Origin of the sequence: Streptomyces sp. NBC_00513 (genome assembly GCF_041431415.1) — a bacterium.
Lineage (GTDB): Bacteria > Actinomycetota > Actinomycetes > Streptomycetales > Streptomycetaceae > Streptomyces.
In genome coordinates, this window is record NZ_CP107845.1 from 1,408,040 (window position 1) to 1,424,936 (window position 16,897).

At 74.5% G+C, this 16,897-nt stretch carries 11 protein-coding genes; 8 read left to right on the top strand and 3 right to left on the bottom strand.

Annotated elements, in window-relative coordinates; genetic code table 11:
- Positions 1-21: 21 nt before the first annotated feature.
- The 7 genes from OHA84_RS06700 to OHA84_RS06730 all read left to right on the top strand — a co-directional run bounded on the left by OHA84_RS06700 (position 22) and on the right by OHA84_RS06730 (position 11,229).
- Positions 22-1,602: a class I adenylate-forming enzyme family protein gene (locus OHA84_RS06700; protein ID WP_053678210.1), complete on the top strand. Its 1,581-nt coding sequence runs from the start codon at positions 22-24 to the stop codon at positions 1,600-1,602.
- 33 nt (positions 1,603-1,635) lie between these two features.
- Entirely contained in the window at positions 1,636-3,615 is a 1,980-nt protein-coding gene (locus OHA84_RS06705) for an FAD/NAD(P)-binding domain-containing protein (protein ID WP_266972663.1), read from the top strand.
- A complete protein-coding gene (pcaB, locus tag OHA84_RS06710) occupies positions 3,615-5,099 on the top strand; it encodes a 3-carboxy-cis,cis-muconate cycloisomerase (RefSeq protein ID WP_266951811.1) in 1,485 nt (494 codons plus the stop codon). Before OHA84_RS06705 ends, pcaB begins: the two co-directional genes overlap by 1 nt.
- An 89-nt stretch (positions 5,100-5,188) precedes the next feature.
- The gene (locus tag OHA84_RS06715; protein ID WP_266972661.1) at positions 5,189-6,571 is read left to right on the top strand and encodes a NarK/NasA family nitrate transporter; all 1,383 of its coding nucleotides are present in this window, start codon (positions 5,189-5,191) and stop codon (positions 6,569-6,571) included.
- Positions 6,561-8,651, top strand: coding sequence for a molybdopterin oxidoreductase family protein (locus OHA84_RS06720; protein ID WP_266972659.1), 2,091 nt, complete (start codon positions 6,561-6,563; stop codon positions 8,649-8,651). The genes OHA84_RS06715 and OHA84_RS06720 overlap by 11 nt, the downstream gene beginning before the upstream one ends.
- Positions 8,648-10,030, top strand: coding sequence for an FAD-dependent oxidoreductase (locus tag OHA84_RS06725; protein WP_266972657.1), 1,383 nt, complete (start codon positions 8,648-8,650; stop codon positions 10,028-10,030). The genes OHA84_RS06720 and OHA84_RS06725 overlap by 4 nt, the downstream gene beginning before the upstream one ends.
- Positions 10,027-11,229: an FAD-dependent oxidoreductase gene (locus tag OHA84_RS06730; RefSeq protein WP_266972655.1), complete on the top strand. Its 1,203-nt coding sequence runs from the start codon at positions 10,027-10,029 to the stop codon at positions 11,227-11,229. The genes OHA84_RS06725 and OHA84_RS06730 overlap by 4 nt, the downstream gene beginning before the upstream one ends.
- A gap of 594 nt (positions 11,230-11,823) precedes the next feature.
- On the opposite strand, the gene OHA84_RS06735 is transcribed toward OHA84_RS06730, so the two are convergent.
- Positions 11,824-13,074, bottom strand: coding sequence for an MFS transporter (locus OHA84_RS06735; protein ID WP_053678195.1), 1,251 nt, complete (start codon positions 13,072-13,074; stop codon positions 11,824-11,826).
- Positions 13,075-13,218: 144 nt separating this feature from the next.
- On the bottom strand, positions 13,219-13,671 hold the full coding sequence (locus OHA84_RS06740) for a carboxymuconolactone decarboxylase family protein (RefSeq protein WP_234350025.1): 453 nt from the start codon (positions 13,669-13,671) through the stop codon (positions 13,219-13,221).
- Positions 13,672-13,717: 46 nt separating this feature from the next.
- Here OHA84_RS06740 and OHA84_RS06745 point away from each other — a divergent pair, with 46 nt between their 5' ends.
- Positions 13,718-15,220 carry a PLP-dependent aminotransferase family protein gene (locus OHA84_RS06745; RefSeq protein WP_266972652.1) on the top strand — a complete coding sequence of 501 codons (1,503 nt, stop codon included), beginning with the start codon at positions 13,718-13,720 and terminating at the stop codon, positions 15,218-15,220.
- A gap of 90 nt (positions 15,221-15,310) precedes the next feature.
- Here the strand turns inward: OHA84_RS06745 and OHA84_RS06750 are convergent, their stop codons facing one another.
- Positions 15,311-16,882 carry an FAD-dependent monooxygenase gene (locus tag OHA84_RS06750; RefSeq protein ID WP_266972650.1) on the bottom strand — a complete coding sequence of 524 codons (1,572 nt, stop codon included), beginning with the start codon at positions 16,880-16,882 and terminating at the stop codon, positions 15,311-15,313.
- Positions 16,883-16,897: the final 15 nt, after the last annotated feature.

Sequence of the window (16,897 nt, forward strand, 5' to 3'; positions counted from 1 at the left end):
TCACGGACGAGAGAGTGACGCATGTTCCTCCAGCGCATAAACAACAAGGGAATTCGGCTCGGCACGCTGTTCGATCGAGCGGCCGCCCGACACCCCGGCAATTTCGTGATCCTCGACCACGATCTCGACATCGCCCCCGAGCTGAGCCGCAGGGCCACCCTGACGGAGGTCGCCGAACTGGTGGCGGAGCTGGCCTCCCGGCTGTGGTCGGTCCAGGTCCGCCCGGGTGACCACGTGGTGGTGCACAAGGGGGACGGGTTCGACATCACCCTGCTGGCCTGCGCCATCGCCCGCATCGGGGCCGTCCCGGTGCTGCTGTCGCCGAAGTTGGACGGGGCGACCGTCGCCGAGCTGCTGCGGCGCGTGGGCCGGCCGTTCCTGGTCACCGACCAGGAGAAGCTGGAGCATTCGCTGCCCGCCGAGGTCATGGCCCTCTCCCGGGAGGTGCTGCTCGCCTCCGGGGCGTACGAGGGCGCGACCGCGTTCGCCGCGCTCGCCGGGGCACCGCGGGTGCCGGCGGTCGCCATGCCCGCCGACCATCCCACCCTGATCACGCACACCTCGGGCACGACCGGCACGCCGAAGCTCGCCGTGCACACCGGCACCAGCTTCCAGGCGCGCTACCGGCCGCAGGCCACCGTGGTGTCGACGGCCGTGCGGCGCAGCGAACCGATCGCCGTGCACGTCTCGTTCGTCCACTCGCGGATGTTCACCGCGATGCCCATCGCCGTGCTCCAGGGCCATCCGCTGATCGTGTTGCGCGACGACGACCCGGAGACGGTGGGAGACCTGTTCAGCCAGGTGCCGCCGGGGTTCATCGAGGCGCACCCCAACACCTTCCTGCGCTGGGAGGTGTTGGCCGAGGACCCGCGCCGGCCGCTGGCCAACGTGAAGTACTTCTCCAGCACCTTCGACGCGATCCACCCCCGGACGGTGAACCGGCTGCTCCAGGCCTCCGGGCGGAAGAACCGCCGGTTCGCGCAGGCCTACGGCCAGAGCGAGGTCGGTCCGATCGCGGCCCGCACGTACTCCCTCAAGGACGGCGCCGACTTCAACGGCCGGTGCGTGGGCGTGCCGTTCCCCGGGATGACGGGGGTACGGGTCGTCAGCCGCGACGGCAACCCGCCGGACAAGGACAACCCGGGCTGGATCGAGGTCCGCAGCGACGGCCGGATCATCAGCTACCTCGGCGAGCACCAGCGCTGGGAGAAACAGGTCAACGACGGCTGGTGGCGCATGGGCGACGTCGGCTACCGCACCAAGTGGGGCTGTCTGCACCTGCTGGACCGCGAGGTGGACGAGATCCCGGGCGTCAAGAGCACCCTGGAGATCGAGGACAAGCTGTTCACCCGCGTCCCCGAGCTCGTCGAGGTCATCATCATCCCCGGCCCCGACGGCACCGCCGTCCCCGTGGTCAGCACCCGGGACGACAAGCCGCTGGACCTGGCCGCCTGGCAGTCGGCCGTGGTCGGGCTGCCGCCGCTGGCGGAGCCCGTGCAGTGGCGGCTGGAGGACCTCCCGCAGACCGCGACCACGAAGATCAAGCGCCTGGAGCTGGCCCGGCTGCTCGGCGCCGGCGAGTCCACGAGCACCGCCAACTAGTCGTCCGCGCACCGTAGGAATGGGAGTTCCGCAATGAAGAAGAGCCGAGTAGAGCTCGCCGTCATCGGCGCCGGACCGCGCGGCCTGTCCGTCCTGGAGCGGCTGATCGCCGCCGAGCGGACCGCGCCTTCGCGCGAGGGCGTCGTGGTGCACGTCGTGGACCCCTCCGCGCCCGGCGCCGGAACGGTGTGGCGCGCGGCCCAGTCCCGGCACCTGCTGATGAACACCGTCGCCTCGCAGATCACCGTCTTCACGGACCACAGCGTCCGCATCGACGGGCCCATCGAGCCGGGTCCGAGCCTCTACGAGTGGGCGCAGGGCCTGGCCCTGCTCGGGGACCGTGACAGCCACGACGAGGCCACGCTGGCCGAGGCCCGCCGGATGGGTCCGAACACGTACCCCACGCGCGCCTTCTACGGCACCTACCTGGGCGACTGCTTCCGCCGGGTCGTCGAGAGCGCGCCCGGCCACGTCACGGTGCACGTGCACCGGACGCGGGCGGTGGCCATGGCCGACACCCACGGGGTGCCGGGCGGACCGCAGGGCGTGCGGCTGGAGAACGGCGTCCGGCTGAACGCGCTCGACGCCATCGTGATGGCGCAGGGGCACGTGCCGGCCCGGCTCACCAGCCGGGAGGCCCGGACGGCCAGCCTGGCCCGGATCCACCACCTCACCTACCTCACGCCCTCGAACCCGGCGGACCTGGACCTCAGCGGCATCGAGGCCGGCCAGAACGTGCTGTTGCGCGGTCTGGGCCTGAACTTCTTCGACCACATGGCGCTGCTGACGGCGGGCCGCGGCGGGGTCTTCGAGCGGGAGGGCGACAAGCTCGTGTACCGCCCGTCCGGGCAGGAGCCCCGGCTGTACGCGTTCTCGCGGCGCGGCATCCCCTACCACGCGCGCGGCGAGAACGAGAAGGGCGCGCACGGGCGTTACTACCCGCGGCTGCTGACCGCCGAGTTCATCGCGGCGCTCAAGGAGGACGCGCGGGACGGCCGGCCGGTCAGCTTCAGCGCCGACCTGTGGCCGCTGATCGCCCGCGAGGTGGAGAGCGTCTACTACGCCACCCTGCTCACGCAGCGCGGCCGGGACGCCGAACGCGAGCCGTTCGTGGAGCAGTACCTGGCGCTGGAGCCGGACGCCGATCCCGCGCCACTGCTGACGGCGCACGGCATCGAGGAGGCCGACCGGTGGGACTGGGAGGGCCTCTCCCGTCCCTACGGCGACCGGGTGTTCACCGGCCGCGCCGATTTCACCGCCTGGCTGTTGGAGTACCTGGCCCGCGACGTGGTCGCGGCCAAGCAGGGGAACGTCAGCGGTCCCGTGAAGGCCGCCCTGGACCTGCTGCGCGACCTGCGCAACGAGATCCGGCTGGCGGTCGACCACGGCGGGCTGGAGGGCACCTCGCACCGCGACGACCTGGAGGGCTGGTACACGCCGCTCAACGCGTTCCTGTCCATCGGCCCGCCGGCCTCCCGCATCGAGGAGATGGGCGCCCTGATCGAGGCGGGGGTCCTGACCATCCTCGGCCCCGGGGTGCAGGTCCGCATCGACACGACCGCGCAGCTCTACGTGGCCGAGTCCTCGGTGGTTCCCGGTCCGGCGATCCGCGCGACCGCGCTGATCGAGGCCCGCCTGCCGGAGCCCGATCTGCGGCGCACGGCCGACCCGTTGCTGCGCCACCTCCTGGACACCGACCAGGCCGCCACCTACCGGATCGACGCCGCGCAGGGCACCACGTACGAGACGGGCGGGCTCGCGGTGACCGAGCGGCCGTTCCACATGCTCGACGCGCGGGGCCGCGCGCATCCGCGACGGTTCGCGTACGGGGTGCCCACCGAATCGGTGCACTGGGTGACCGCGGCGGGCATCCGTCCGGGCGTGGACTCGGTGACGCTCGGGGACTCCGACGCCATCGCCCGCGCGGTACTGGATCTGCCCGCGGTCGCGCACGTGCCGGCCGGGCTGGGCCCGGTGGACGCCGGCACCGACCTCACCGGAGTGATCGTCTGATGCCCGGCGGTCTGCGCCTGGTCGACCCGGCCGCGCCCCCTCCCGCGGCCGAGGTCGAGCCGGCTCCCGCGACGGCGCCCGACGCGGGCCTGCTCTCACCGGTCCGCGCCGGCACCCCCGTCGAGGCGGTGACCGGGGATCCCGCCTGGCTCCAGGCCATGTTGGACGCCGAGGCGGCACTGGCCCGGGCCCAGGCCCGGCTGGGCACCCTGCCCTGGCAGGCCGCCGACGCCATCACCGACGCGGCCCGGGCGGAGCGGCTGGACCTGCGCGAGCTGGCCGTCGCGGCCCGGGAGACGGCCAACCCGGTCGTGGGCCTGGTGCGGGCGCTGACCGCGGTGGTCGCGGCGGACTCCCCGGAGGCCGCCGAGTACGTCCACCGCGGCTCCACCAGCCAGGACATCTTCGACACCGGGGCGATGCTGGTGGCGCACCGCGCGCTGACGCTCGTGCGGGAGGACCTGACGCGTACCGCGACGGCCCTGGCCGCGCTGGCCGGGGAGCACCGGGACACGCTGATCGCCGGTCGGACGATGGCGCTGCACGCCGTGCCGACGACGTTCGGGTTGAAGGCGGCGGGCTGGCTCCAGCTGGTGCGCGAGGCCCGGGAGCGGCTCGCGCGGGTCCAGGAGGAGGGGCTGCCCGTCTCGCTGGGCGGCGCGGCGGGAACCCTGGCCGGGTACGTCGAGTACGCCGGCCTCGACGGCCCCGAGGGCTCCGAGGACGTGCTGGACCCGGGGGTCTTCCACGACCGGCTGGTCGCCGCGTACGCCGCCGAGACGGGCCTGGCCCGGCCGGCGTTGCCGTGGCACAGCCTGCGCACGCCGCTCGCCGACCTGGCGGCGGCGCTCGCCTTCACGGCGGGGGCGCTCGGGAAGATCGCCGTGGACGTGCAGGGCATGGCCCGGACCGAGGTCGGCGAACTCGCCGAACCGGGCGGCGCCGGGCGGGGAAGTTCCTCCGCGATGCCCCACAAGCGCAATCCGGTGCTGTCCACGCTGATCCGCAGCGCGGCCCTCCAGGTCCCGGCCCTGGCGGGCGCGTTGACGGCCTGTCTGGTGTCGGAGGACGAGCGGTCCGCGGGCGCCTGGCACGCCGAGTGGTTGCTGCTGCGGGAGTGCCTGCGGCTGGTGGGCGGCGCCTCGCACACGGCCGTGGAACTGACCGAGGGGCTGGAGGTCAGGTCGGAGCGGATGCGCGCCAACCTGGACCTCACCGGCAGCGCGGTGGTCTCGGAGCGGATCGTGGCCGTGCTCGCCCCACGGCTCGGGAAGGCCGCGGCCCGCACGCTGTTGAACGAGGCCACGGCGACGGCCGGCGCCGAGGGACGGCCCCTGGCGGACGTCCTCGCCGAGGCTCCCGAGCTGGCGGGCGTCCTGGGGCCGGCGGCGCTGGCGGGCCTGTGCGATCCGGCCGGGTACACGGGCGCGGCGCGCGCCCTGGTGGAACGCGCCCTGGTGGAACGCGCCCCCAAGCGGCCCTGAGCGGGCCCGAGTCGCCCCGAGCGGCCTGAGCGGCACCCCGTCGGGCCCGGTGTCGCCGAGAGGCGGACCGGGCCCCAGAGAGGAGAGACATGAAGACCAGGCCCGCCGCCGGGCGGTGGATCGAAGGCTGGAACCCGGAGGACGAGCAGTACTGGGAGCGCACCGGGAAGCGGATCGCGCGCCGCAACCTGGCACTGTCCGTGCTGTCCGAACACATCGGGTTCTCGGTGTGGAGCATGTGGTCGGTGCTCGTGCTGTTCATGTCGCCGGAGATCGGCCTCGGGTTCACCCCCGGTGAGAAGTTCCTGCTCGTCGTGGTGCCGACCCTGGTGGGCGCCGTGTTGCGGCTGCCGTACAGCTGGGCGGTGACCCGGTTCGGCGGTCGCAACTGGACGGTGTTCGCCTCGGCCGTGCTGCTGGTGCCGGCGCTGCTCGCGTTCGTCTTCGTGCAGCGCCCGGGGACCCCGCTGTGGGTGTTCCTGGTCATCGGCGCCACGGCCGGGGTGGGCGGCGCCAACTTCGCCTCCTCGATGACCAACATCACCACCTTCTTCCCGCAGAACCGCCAGGGCTGGGCCCTGGGGGTGAACGCCGGCGGCGGCAACCTCGGCGTGGCCGTGGTGCAGTTGCTGGGCCTGCTGGTGATCGCCACGGCCAGGGACACCCACCCGTCGTACGTGGCCGCCGTCTATCTCCCGCTGATCGTGCTCTCCGCGCTGCTCGCGGCCCTGAAGATGGACAACGTCGACGCCGTCCGGGCCCGGCCCGGGGCGCTGCGCGAGGCCGCCGCGAGCCGCCACACCTGGTTCATCTCCTTCCTGTACATCGGCACGTTCGGTTCCTTCATCGGCTACGGGTTCGCCTTCGGGCTGGTGTTGCAGAACGAGTTCGGCTCGACGCCGCTCGAAGCGGCCTCGTACACGTTCATCGGCCCGCTGCTCGGCTCGGTGTCACGGCCGCTCGGCGGGAAGCTCGCCGACCGCTGGGGCGGGGCGCGCGTCACCCTGTGGGCGTTCCTGGCGCTGGCCCTGGGAACGGCGGGGCTGCTGCTGGCCTCGCGGGCCGGGTCCTTCGGGGCGTTCGTCGCGGCCTTCACCCTGGTCTTCGTGCTCAGCGGGCTCGGCAACGGCTCCACGTACAAGCTGATCCCGGCCGCGGCCGCCGCCGAGGCGGAGGCCACCATCACCTCGGGCGGCGAGGCCCGGCAGGCCTTCGCCCGGGCCCGTCGGATCTCGGGCGCCGCCATCGGCATCGCGGGCGCGGTCGGCGCGCTCGGCGGGGTCGCGATCAACCTGGCGTTCCGCGCCTCCTACCAGGGGCCACAGGGCAGCGGCACCACGGCGTTCGCCTGCTTCCTCGGCTACTACGCGCTCTGCGTGCTGCTCACCTGGGCGGTGTACCTGCGTCCCGGGCGGCGGGTCGCCCAGGGACCCGCCCCATCGCGCGAGCCGAGGCCGGCCCATGTCCGCTGACCCGGCCGCGGCGCCCGAGGCCGCCACGCACTGCGCGTACTGCGCCCTCCAGTGCCCGACCGTACTGCGCGACGAGGGCGACGCGGTCGCCGTCCGGCCGGCCGACCCCGCCGGGGGCGGCCTGTGCCAGAAGGGCTGGACGGCCCCCGCGGTGCTCCGGGCGCCCGACCGGCTGCGGACCCCGCTGGTGCGCGGCCCCGACGGGCGACTGGCACCCACCGACTGGGACTCGGCGCTCGACCTGGTCGCCGGTCGGCTGGCACGGCTGCGCGGGGAGCACGGCGCGGACGCCGTCGGGGTGTTCGGCAGCGGCGGACTGACCAACGAGAAGGCCTATCTGCTCGGCAAGTTCGCCCGGGTGGCGCTCGGCACCAGCAGGATCGACTACAACGGCCGCTTCTGCATGTCGTCGGCCGCCGCCGCCGGGAACGCGGCCTTCGGGCTCGACCGGGGTCTGCCGTTCCCCGTCGCGGACCTCGGGCGTGCGCAGGTCATCCTGCTGGCCGGCGCCAACCCCGCCGAGACGATGCCGCCGTTGATGCGGCACTTGAACCGGGCGCGCCTCGTCGTGATCGACCCGCGCCGCACCCGTACCGCCGAGCTGGCCGCGCTGCACCTCCAGCCCGTGCCGGGCACCGATCTGGCCCTGGCCCTGGGCCTGTTCCACCTCGCCGTCACGGAAGGCCTGCTCGACGAGGCGTACGTGGCCGAGCGCACCACCGGCTTCGACGAGGCCTGGCGGCGGGCCGTGGCCTGGTGGCCCGAGCGGGTGGAGGGGATCACCGGCGTACCGGTCGCGGACATGCGCGAGGCCGTGCGGATGCTCGCCGGGGCGGACCGCCGGTACGTGCTCACCGGGCGCGGCGCCGAACAGCACAGCAAGGGCACCGACACGGTGTCCGCGTTCGTCAACCTGTCGCTCGCGCTGGGCCTGCCGGGCACCCCGGGCAGCGGGTACGGCTGCCTGACCGGCCAGGGCAACGGGCAGGGCGGACGCGAGCACGGCCAGAAGGCCGACCAGCTCCCCGGGTACCGGATGATCACCGACCCGGCGGCGCGCGCCCACGTGGCGGGCGTCTGGGGCGTGGAGCCCGACACCCTGCCCGGCCCGGGCACCGGCGCCTACCAGCTGCTCGACTCCCTCGGCACGCCCGGCGGACCCAAGGCCCTGCTGGTCTTCGGCTCCAATCCGGCGGTGTCCGCCCCGAACGCGGCGCACGTGTCGCGCCGGCTGGCCGCCCTGGACCTGCTGGTCGTCGCCGATTTCGTGCCGTCCGAGACGGCGGCCCTGGCCGACGTGGTGCTGCCCGTCACCCAGTGGGCCGAGGAGGAGGGCACCCTGACCAATCTGGAGGGGCGGGTGGTGCGCCGCCGCCCGGTCCTGGCCCCGCCGCCCGGGGTACGGACCGACCTCGACGTGCTGCACGGGCTCGCGACGCGACTGGGGCAGCCTCCCGAACGGTTCCCGACGGCGCCGCGCACGGTCTTCGAGGAGCTGCGCCGGGCCTCCGCCGGGGGCCGCGCCGACTACGCGGGGATCAGCTGGGAACGGCTCGACGCGGGCGAGGAGTTGTACTGGCCCTGCCCGGCGGACGACGGCGGCGCCCGGCATCCCGGTACGCCCCGGATGTTCCTGGACCGCTTCGCGCACCCGGACGGGCGGGCCCGGTTCGCCCCGGTGGAGGACCGGGAATCCGCGGAGGTCCCGGACGCCGGGCGGCCGCTCCTCGCGACGACGGGCCGGGTCCTGGCCCACTACCAGTCGGGGGCGCAGACCCGCCGGGTACCCGAACTGATGGCCGTCGCACCGGAGGTGTTCGTCGAGGTCCACCCGGACACGGCCGGGCGCTTCGGACTGACCGACGGCGCTCACGCCCGGGTCGTCTCCGCGCACGGGGCGGTGGTGGCCCGGGTCCGGCTGGTGGAGAGCCTGCGCGCCGACACCGTGTTCGTGCCGTTCCACTTCCCCGGCGCGGGCCGGGCCAACCTGATGACCGGGCCCGCCCTGGACCCGGTCAGCGGCATGCCGGAGTTCAAGTTGGCCGCCGTCCGCGTCGAACCCTGGTCGGAGTCCTCGTGAGCGGGATCGTCGTCGTCGGCCACGGCCCGGCCGCCCACCGCCTCTGCGCCTCCCTGCACCGGCTCGGGCACCGGGGTCCGGTGACCGTCCTGGCAGCCGAGCCGCACGCCGCCTACAACCGGGCCCTGCTGCTGTCGGTCCTGGACGGCACCCTGCCCGGCCGCGCCCTGGAGCTGGCCGCGCCGCCGGGGAACGCGCGGGTGCGCCGGGCGGCCGTCGTGACCGGCATCGACCGTGCCCGACGCGAGGTCCGTACCGCCGACGGGACCGGGTACGGGTACGAGGTCCTGGTGCTGGCCACCGGGGCGCGCCCGCGGTCCCCCGGCTTCGACTCCCCCGCCGTGCGCCGATTGGGCACCCTCGCCGACGCCGAACCGCCGCCGGAGGGGCCGGTGGTGATCGCCGGGGGCGGGCTGCGCGGGGCGGGCGCCGCCGCCGCGCTGAGCGGCGCCGGGCACGAGGTGACGTTGGTGCACTCCGGGCCGCGGCTCGCCCACCGCGACCTCGACGGGCCTGCCTCGGCGGTACTGGCGCGGACCCTGGAGGAGGCCGGCGTGGCCTTGGAACTCGGCCGCCGGGTGGCCGGCGCCGAGCACGGCAAGGCCGTGCTGGACGACGGCCGGCTGCTCGCGGCGGCCACCGTGCTGGCGTGCGCGGGCAGCGTCCCGGAGACCGCGGTGGCCCGGGCGGCGGGGCTGGAGGTGCGGCGCGGGATCGTGGTGGACGACCGGCTGCGCACCGGCGATCCGCGGATCCACGCCATCGGGGACTGCGCCGAACACGCGGGCGCCGCCGGGGACTCACTGACGTCGGCGTGGGAACAGGCGGACGCCCTCGCAAGCATCCTGACCGGCTCGGACAGGCCGTACCGGCCGACGCGACGCGTGCTGCGCCCCGGGATCCGGGGACTGGAACTGACGGTCGTCGGCCAGGGCGGGGAACCCGCTCCGGACCGGGAACCGGCCCCCGGCGAGGAAAGCGTGTCGCTGTCCGATCCGGGCGGCGGGCGCCACGCCCGACTGCGGCTGCGCGAAGGCCGGATCCGGTCCGGGATCGTCGCGGGGTTCCCGCAGGCCGTCGCCGCCGTGGGCCGGCTGTACGCGCGGGACCTCCCGGTGCCGAGCGACCGGCTGGCCCTGCTGATCGGTTCCGCCGGCGGGTACGCGGCCTCGGGCGCGCTGCCGGACACGGCCGTGGTCTGCCAGTGCAACAACGTGACCCGGGGGGCCCTTCGGCAGGCCTGGGCCGGCGGTGCCCGCGCCCTGCCCGAGCTCGCCGCCGCGACCCGGGCCACCACGGGCTGCGGGACCTGTGTCCCGGCGGTGGGCCGGCTCTGCGCCGAACTCGCCCGATCCGCGGAAGGGGGGCACCGCCCGTGAGCGGGACCCTGGTCCTCGCCGGCCACGGCATGGTCGGCCACCGGCTCCTCGAACTCCTGCGGGCGGACGAGCGGTTCGCGTCGTGGCGGATCGTCGTCGCGGCCGAGGAACCCCGCGCCGCCTACGACCGGGTGGCGCTCTCCTCGTACCTGGACGGGCGGAGCGCCCGGGACCTGACGCTGACCGGCCCCGAGGTCCTGGAGGACCCCCGGGTCGAACTGCGGCTCGGGGTTCCGGTCGTCGCGATCGAGCGGGCGACCCGTACGGCGACCTTCGCGGACGGCTCGCACGTGCGGTACGACGCACTCGTGCTGGCCACCGGGTCGAAGCCGTTCGTGCCGCCGATCCCCGGTCACACCCTGCCGGGCTGCTTCACCTACCGGACCCTCGCGGACCTCGACGCCCTGCGCGCGGCCGCCGAACCGGGCGCCGCCGGCGTGGTGATCGGCGGCGGGCTGCTGGGGCTGGAGGCGGCGCAGGCCCTGCGTTCGCTGGGAATGCGACCCCATGTGGTGGAGGTGGCCCCGCACCTGATGCCGCTCCAACTCGACGAGGGCGGGGGCGCGGTGCTGGCCCGCCTGGTGGGCCGGCTCGGCATGAGCGTGCACTGCGGCCGCGGCGTGGCGTCCGTGGACGCGGGCCCCGACGGGTGGGTCCGCGAGGTGACGCTGGCCGACGGTGACGTGCTGCCCGCCCGTTGCGTGGTGTTCTCGGCGGGGGTCCGCCCGCGCGACGAACTGGCCGAGCCGGCCGGGCTTCCGCGCGGGGAGCGGGGCGGTTTCCTGGTGGACGCCCACTGCCGTACCGAGGACCCCCGGATCTGGGCGGTCGGAGAGTGCGCGGCCGTCCTGGGCCGCTGCCACGGCCTGGTCGCCCCCGGCTACCTGATGGCCGAGAGCGTGGCCGCGCAACTGACCGGCAGGGCGTCCGAGCCCTTCCCGGGCGCCGACACCTCGGCGAAGCTGAAGGTGTTCGGCGTGGACGTGGCCGGGTTCGGCGACGTCCACGCCCGGGTCGAGGGCGCGCTGTCCTTCGTACGGGAGGACCACACGGCCGCCACCTACGCCAAGTTGGTCCTCGGCCCGGACGGCCGCACCCTCCTCGGTGGCGTCCTGGCCGGCGACACGCGCGCCTACGGGGAACTCCGCTCGATGCTGGGCCACGAACTGACCGGGCCCCCGGAGCGGCTGCTCGTCTGAGACGCGGGCCGCGGATCGCGGCGGCCGAGGGGCAGGGTGGGGCGGGTCGGCGCTACGGCGCCGACCCGCCCCTTTGTGCGTTCCCCTTGGTGCCGTTCGCCGGCCGTCCCCCGCCGGTGTGCGCCGAGGGCGTTGCTTCTCGGGCAGCCGCGTCTCCGTCCCGGTGTCGGTATCGGTATCCGTGTCCGTGTCGGTACAGGAGCCCGCACCCTGATGGAGGTCGGCGACGACAGCGCCTCCCCGGAGCGCCGAGGTCAGGTCGGGTCGGGGCGGGGCGGGACGACTCGCCGAGAGTGCGGCGGTCGGCGGTCGGCGGAACCAGGTGGTCGTCGTACCGACGTCCTGCCCGACGTGCTGACCGGTGCCCCTGGCCTGCGACCCTCACCGCACCGGGCTCCCGCGGTGTGGAGCGGCCGGGTGCGGCGTCGTCGACCCGAGGGGTGGGAGCCGAAGCGCGGAAGCCCGCCCCACCCCCGAACCCGCGCCCCGCCAGAAGCGCCCGCGCACGCGAAAGCGCCGGGCGCGGCTCCTTGAGGGAGCCGCGCCCGGCTGTCTGTCCCGCCCGCGGGGGACGGTTGGTCGCGGGGCAGACGATCAGTGGGCGGCCGCGGTGGCCGGGTCGGTCGCCGGTTCGGCGGCCGGGGCGGAGTCGGTCGGGCGGCCGGAGCGTCGGCCGACGACGAGGAGGGTGAGGATTGCGAGGCCCGCGCCGATGTACAGGACGCTGGCGGTGGCGAGGTTGTCCACGGCGATGCCGCCGAAGAGGGCGCCGAGGGCGATCGACAGGTTGAAGGTGGAGACGTACAGGGAGGAGGCGGCCTCGGTCGCGTCGGGGGCGGCGTCGAGGATCCAGGTCTGGAAGGTCACCGGCACGGCGCCGTAGCCCAGGCCCCACAGGACGAGGATGACGGCCGCGGTGACGGTGGTGTTGCCGACGGTGGCGAGCAGCAGCATGGCGACGGCGAGGACGATCGCGATGCCGATGACGACCTGGCGCAGCCGCTTGGCGATCAGGGCGCCGGCGATGAAGTTGCCGGTGATGCCGGCGATGCCGAAGGTCAGCAGCAGGACACCGATCATGTTGTCGCCGACGCCGTCGTCCTGGAGGAGCGGACGGACGAAGGTGTAGGCGAGGAAGTGGCCGGTGATGACGAGGAAGGTCATCGCGATGCCGATGCGGACGCCGGCGTTGGACTTCCACACGCGGGGCAGGTCACCGAAGACGATGGTGCGCTCGGCCGGGACCTTCGGCATCAGGAAGAGCATGGCGGCGAGGGCGACGAGGCCGAGGATGCCGACCGCGGCGAAGGCGGTGCGCCAGCCGGAGAGGTCGCCGAGGAAGGTGCCGGTGGGCACGCCGAGCACGGAGGCCGTTTCCACGCCGCCGAAGATGACGGCGGTGGCGCGGGCGACGTGTCGTTCGGGGACCAGGCGCAGGGCGATGCCGCCGGCGATGGACCAGAAGCCACCGACGCTGATGCCGATGAGGAAGCGGGCGACCAGGACCACGGCGAAGCTGGTGGCGAAGGCGGAGGCGAGGTTCGCCAGGCCGACGATGGCGATCAGGATGACCAGGACGAGCCGCCGGTCGAACTTTCCGGTGGCGACGGTCACCAGCGGGGCCGAGATCGCCGCGACCAGGCCGGGGATGGTGACCATGAGGGCCGCCGTGCCCTCGGAGACCTTCAGGGCGTCCCCGACGGGGGTGAGCAGGCCGACGGGCAGCAGCTCGGAGGTCATGAGGGAGAAGATGCCGAGGGTGACGGCCAGGACGGCCAGCCAGCCCTTGACCGCGGAGGGTTCCTTGCCCGCGGTGCGCGGTGCGGATGAATCGAGGGTGGTCACGATGTCAGTCCTTCGTCAGCGGTCCCCCTCTGGTGCCGGGAGACGGGGGTGGGGGCATGCGGGGGGCGGTGGCCTGGCCTGTCCGGCGGTGGCCACCGCCCTGGTGCGTCGTTATGGGGTCTGAGGGGGTCGGGAGCGGCCGGACTACTCGGTTCCGGGGGTCTTGCGGGTGGCGACGTTCATCCGGTTCCACACGTTGGCGGTGAAGATGAGCGCGATCAGGTGCGCGAGCTCCTCCTCGCCGAAGTGGCGGGCGGCCTCGTCGTAGACGGCGTCGGTGACTCCGCCGGGGAGGAGGGTGACCTCCTCGGTGAGGGCGAGTGCCGCGCGCTCCTTGACGGTGAAGAGGCTGGACTCCTGCCAGGCGGTGAGCTGGTAGATCCGCTCTTCCGACTCGCCGCCCTTGCGGGCGTCGCTGGTGTGGTAATCGATGCAGTAGGCACAGCGGTTGATCTGCGAGGTGCGGATCTGGACGAGCTCCAGGAGGATCGGGTCGAGGCCCTGTCGGGCGGCCCCGTCGAGGGCCAGGACGGACTTGAAGATCTTGGGGGCGACGGCGGCGAAGTTCATGCGCTCAGGAACCTGAAAAGTGGTCATGTGAAAACTGTAGGAGCGCAATCGGCCCGCAGTAGGGTGCATTCCCATGCAGAGATCATGGGTCAATTCCGAGGGTGCGTCCGATCCCGAGCCGACGGGTACCGGGAGCGATCTGCACCTGGAGCTGAGCGGCGAGGGCAGCCTGCGCAACCAGCTGATGCAGGCGTTACGCACGGCGATCGACTCCGGCCGGCTCGCCCCCGGCACCCGGCTGCCGCCCTACCGGGCCCTCGCCGTGGACCTGGGGATCGCCCGCAACACCGTCGCCGACGCGTACGCCGAGCTGGTGGAGGAGGGCTGGTTGTCGGCGCGCCAGGGCTCCGGTACCCGGGTGGCCCGACGGGCGGCCCCGCTCCAGCCCGACCGGCCGCGCGGCCCGGCCCGGCCGACGCACCGCCGGACCGTGCACGACCTGCTGCCGAGCTCCCCCGACGCCTCCGCCTTCCCCCGTACCGCCTGGATCGGCGCCGCCCGGCGGGCGCTGGCCGCCGCTCCGCACGACGCCTTCGGGGTCGGTGACCCCCGCGGCCGGATCGAGCTGCGCCGCACGCTGACCGAGTACCTCGCGCGGGTGCGCGGCGTACGGACCGCCCCGGACCGGATCATCGTCTGCTCCGGTTTCGCCCACGGGCTGGAGCTGCTCGGCAAGGTGCTCGCCGGCCCGGTCGCGGTGGAGTCGTACGGGCTGTCCTTCCACCGGGACATCCTGGTGGCGTCGGGGCTGGCCACGGTGCCGCTGACGGTGGACGGCGGGGGCGCGCGGGTCGAGGAACTCCCCGGGACGGGCGCCAAGGCGGTGCTTCTCACCCCGGCTCACCAGTTCCCGACGGGCGGGCCCCTGCACCCGGAGCGGCGGGCCGCGGTGGTGGACTGGGCGCGGGCGAGCGGTGGAGTGCTGATCGAGGACGACTACGACGGGGAGTTCCGTTACGACCGCCAGCCGGTCGGCGCCGTCCAGGGCCTGGACCCGGACCGGATCGTCTACATCGGCTCCGCCAGCAAGAGCCTGTCGCCCGCGCTGCGGCTGGGTTGGATGGTGCTGCCCGGCTGGCTGGTGGACGACGTGCTCGCCGTGAAGGGCCCCCGCGAGATGTGGTCGGGGGTCACGGACCAGCTGACCCTGGCCGAGTTCATCGGCTCGGGCGCCTACGACCGTCACCTGCGCCGGATGCGCCTGATCTACCGGCGCCGCCGGGACCAGCTGGCGGCCCGGCTGGCGCAGGAGGCCCCGCACATCAAGGTCAGTGGGGTGGCGGCCGGGCTGCACGCGGTGCTGGAGCTGCCGAGGGACACCGAGGAGGCGGCGTTGCGGGCGGCCCGCCGGCAGGGCCTGGCGCTGGACGGATTGCGGCCGTACCTGCACCCCGAGAGCTCCATGACCCCGCGGGACGGGCTGGTGCTCGGCTACGGAACCCCGCCCGACCACGCCTTCGCGGCGGCCCTGGACGCCCTGTGCCTGGCGTTGCCCGACCCGCCGCAGGAGGAGGAGCGGGTGGGCTCCGGCGGGGAGGAACCGCCGCGCCGCCGGAGCGGGTCCGACGCACCGTAGGCCCCTGACCTCCCGGAACGCGCAGGAGCGCCGCCGTCCGGCCTGGGCCGGGCGGCGGCGCTCGCGGGGGTGCTCGGTGGGGCGTGGGGGTCAGTGGTCGGGTGTCGGGGTCAGGGCGTGGCGGAGTTCGGCCTCCAGCCGGTGCAGGTCGTCGGTGTGCCCGTGGGCCGCCACGTGCCCGTCGGGCCGGATCAGGTAGTACCCGGGGCGGGCGCACAGCCCGCCCCGGCCGGGCAGGTCGGGTGTGGCCCGCAGGACGCGGAGCCCCGGCCAGGGGCCGACGGTGTGCTCGACCCGGGCGGTCCAGGCGGTGTCCCGGGCGGGCGGGCGCAGCAGCAGCGTCCAGCCCGCCGGGGCCCGCCCCGGTCCGGCCAGGCCCAGCGCGACGGCGGCGGCCCGGGGGAAGACCGAGCCGGCCCGGATGCCGCCGGGCAGCCGGTCGCGTACCCGACAGGCGCCGGTCGACGGCTGCCGGGTGTCGCGGTCCGGGGTGTAGGCGAGCCGGCGGCCCGCCATCACGGGGGCGTAGAGCCGGGCGGCGGCGCCGGTGCGGTCCAGCAGCCGGAAGGCGGTGTCGCGGGCGGCGACCCGGCGCCGGGTGCGGGCGGTCAGGGCCCGGGTGTGCAGGTCGGTGTCGCGGACGATGCGACCGGTCGCCTCGACGCGTTCCCTGCCGTAGCTCTCCAGGAGCGTGGCGGGGGCCTCGCCGGCGAGGACGGCGGCGAGTTTCCAGGCGAGGTTGTGGGCGTCCTGGAGGCCGTTGTTCATGCCCTGGCCGCCCGCTGGGCTGTGCACGTGCGCCGAGTCCCCGGCCAGGAAGACCCGGCCGCGCTGGAAGTCGGTGGCCCGCCGGGCGTGGACCCGGAAGACGGTCTCCCAGACCGGTTCGGTGATCCGTACGCCGTGGGGGCCGCGGGTGTCGATGAGTCGCTGCATGTCGTCGCGGGTCAGGGTGGTGCCCTCGGGCATCACCGACAGGAAGCGGAAGACCCCGTCGGGCTGCGGGACGACGCACAGGGTGCCCGAGATGCTCTGGTAGTACGAGATCTCGTCGGGCGGCAGGTTCCCCTCGATGCGGGTGTCGAGGAGGGCGAAGGCCATCTCGTAGGTGGATCCCTCGAAGCCGATGCCGAGTTGCCGGCGGACGTCGCTGCCCGCCCCGTCGGCGCCGATGACGAAGGCCGCGGTGAACCGCTCGACGAGGCCGTCGCCGTGCTCCAGTACGGCGGTGACCGAGCCGCCCGGCTCGATCCGGCCGGAGTAGTCGACGTCGTCGAGGCACAGCAGCCGGACGCCGCGCTCGATCTTCCCGCCGAGGGCGTGCAGCCGTTCGGTGAGGATGCGTTCCGTCTCGGGTTGGGGAAGCTGGCGGGCGGCCAGCTCCTCGGTGAAGGTGAGCGAGGCGACCGGCTTGCGGTCGGAGAAGTAGCGGAAGGCCCGTACGGGTACGGAGGCCTCCTGTACGGCCTCACCGACGCCGAGGTCGGTGAGGATGTCGCGGACCCGGGGCCACAGCGACAGCGCCTTGGGTACCCGGGCGGCTTCGTGGGCCCGGTCGACGATCCGTACGCCCACGCCGCGCCGCAGTAGTTCGCAGGCGGCGAGCAGGCCGGTGGGACCGGCTCCGACGATCAGCACGTCGGCATCGCTGGTGGCGTTCACGGGTGTTCTCCTGCC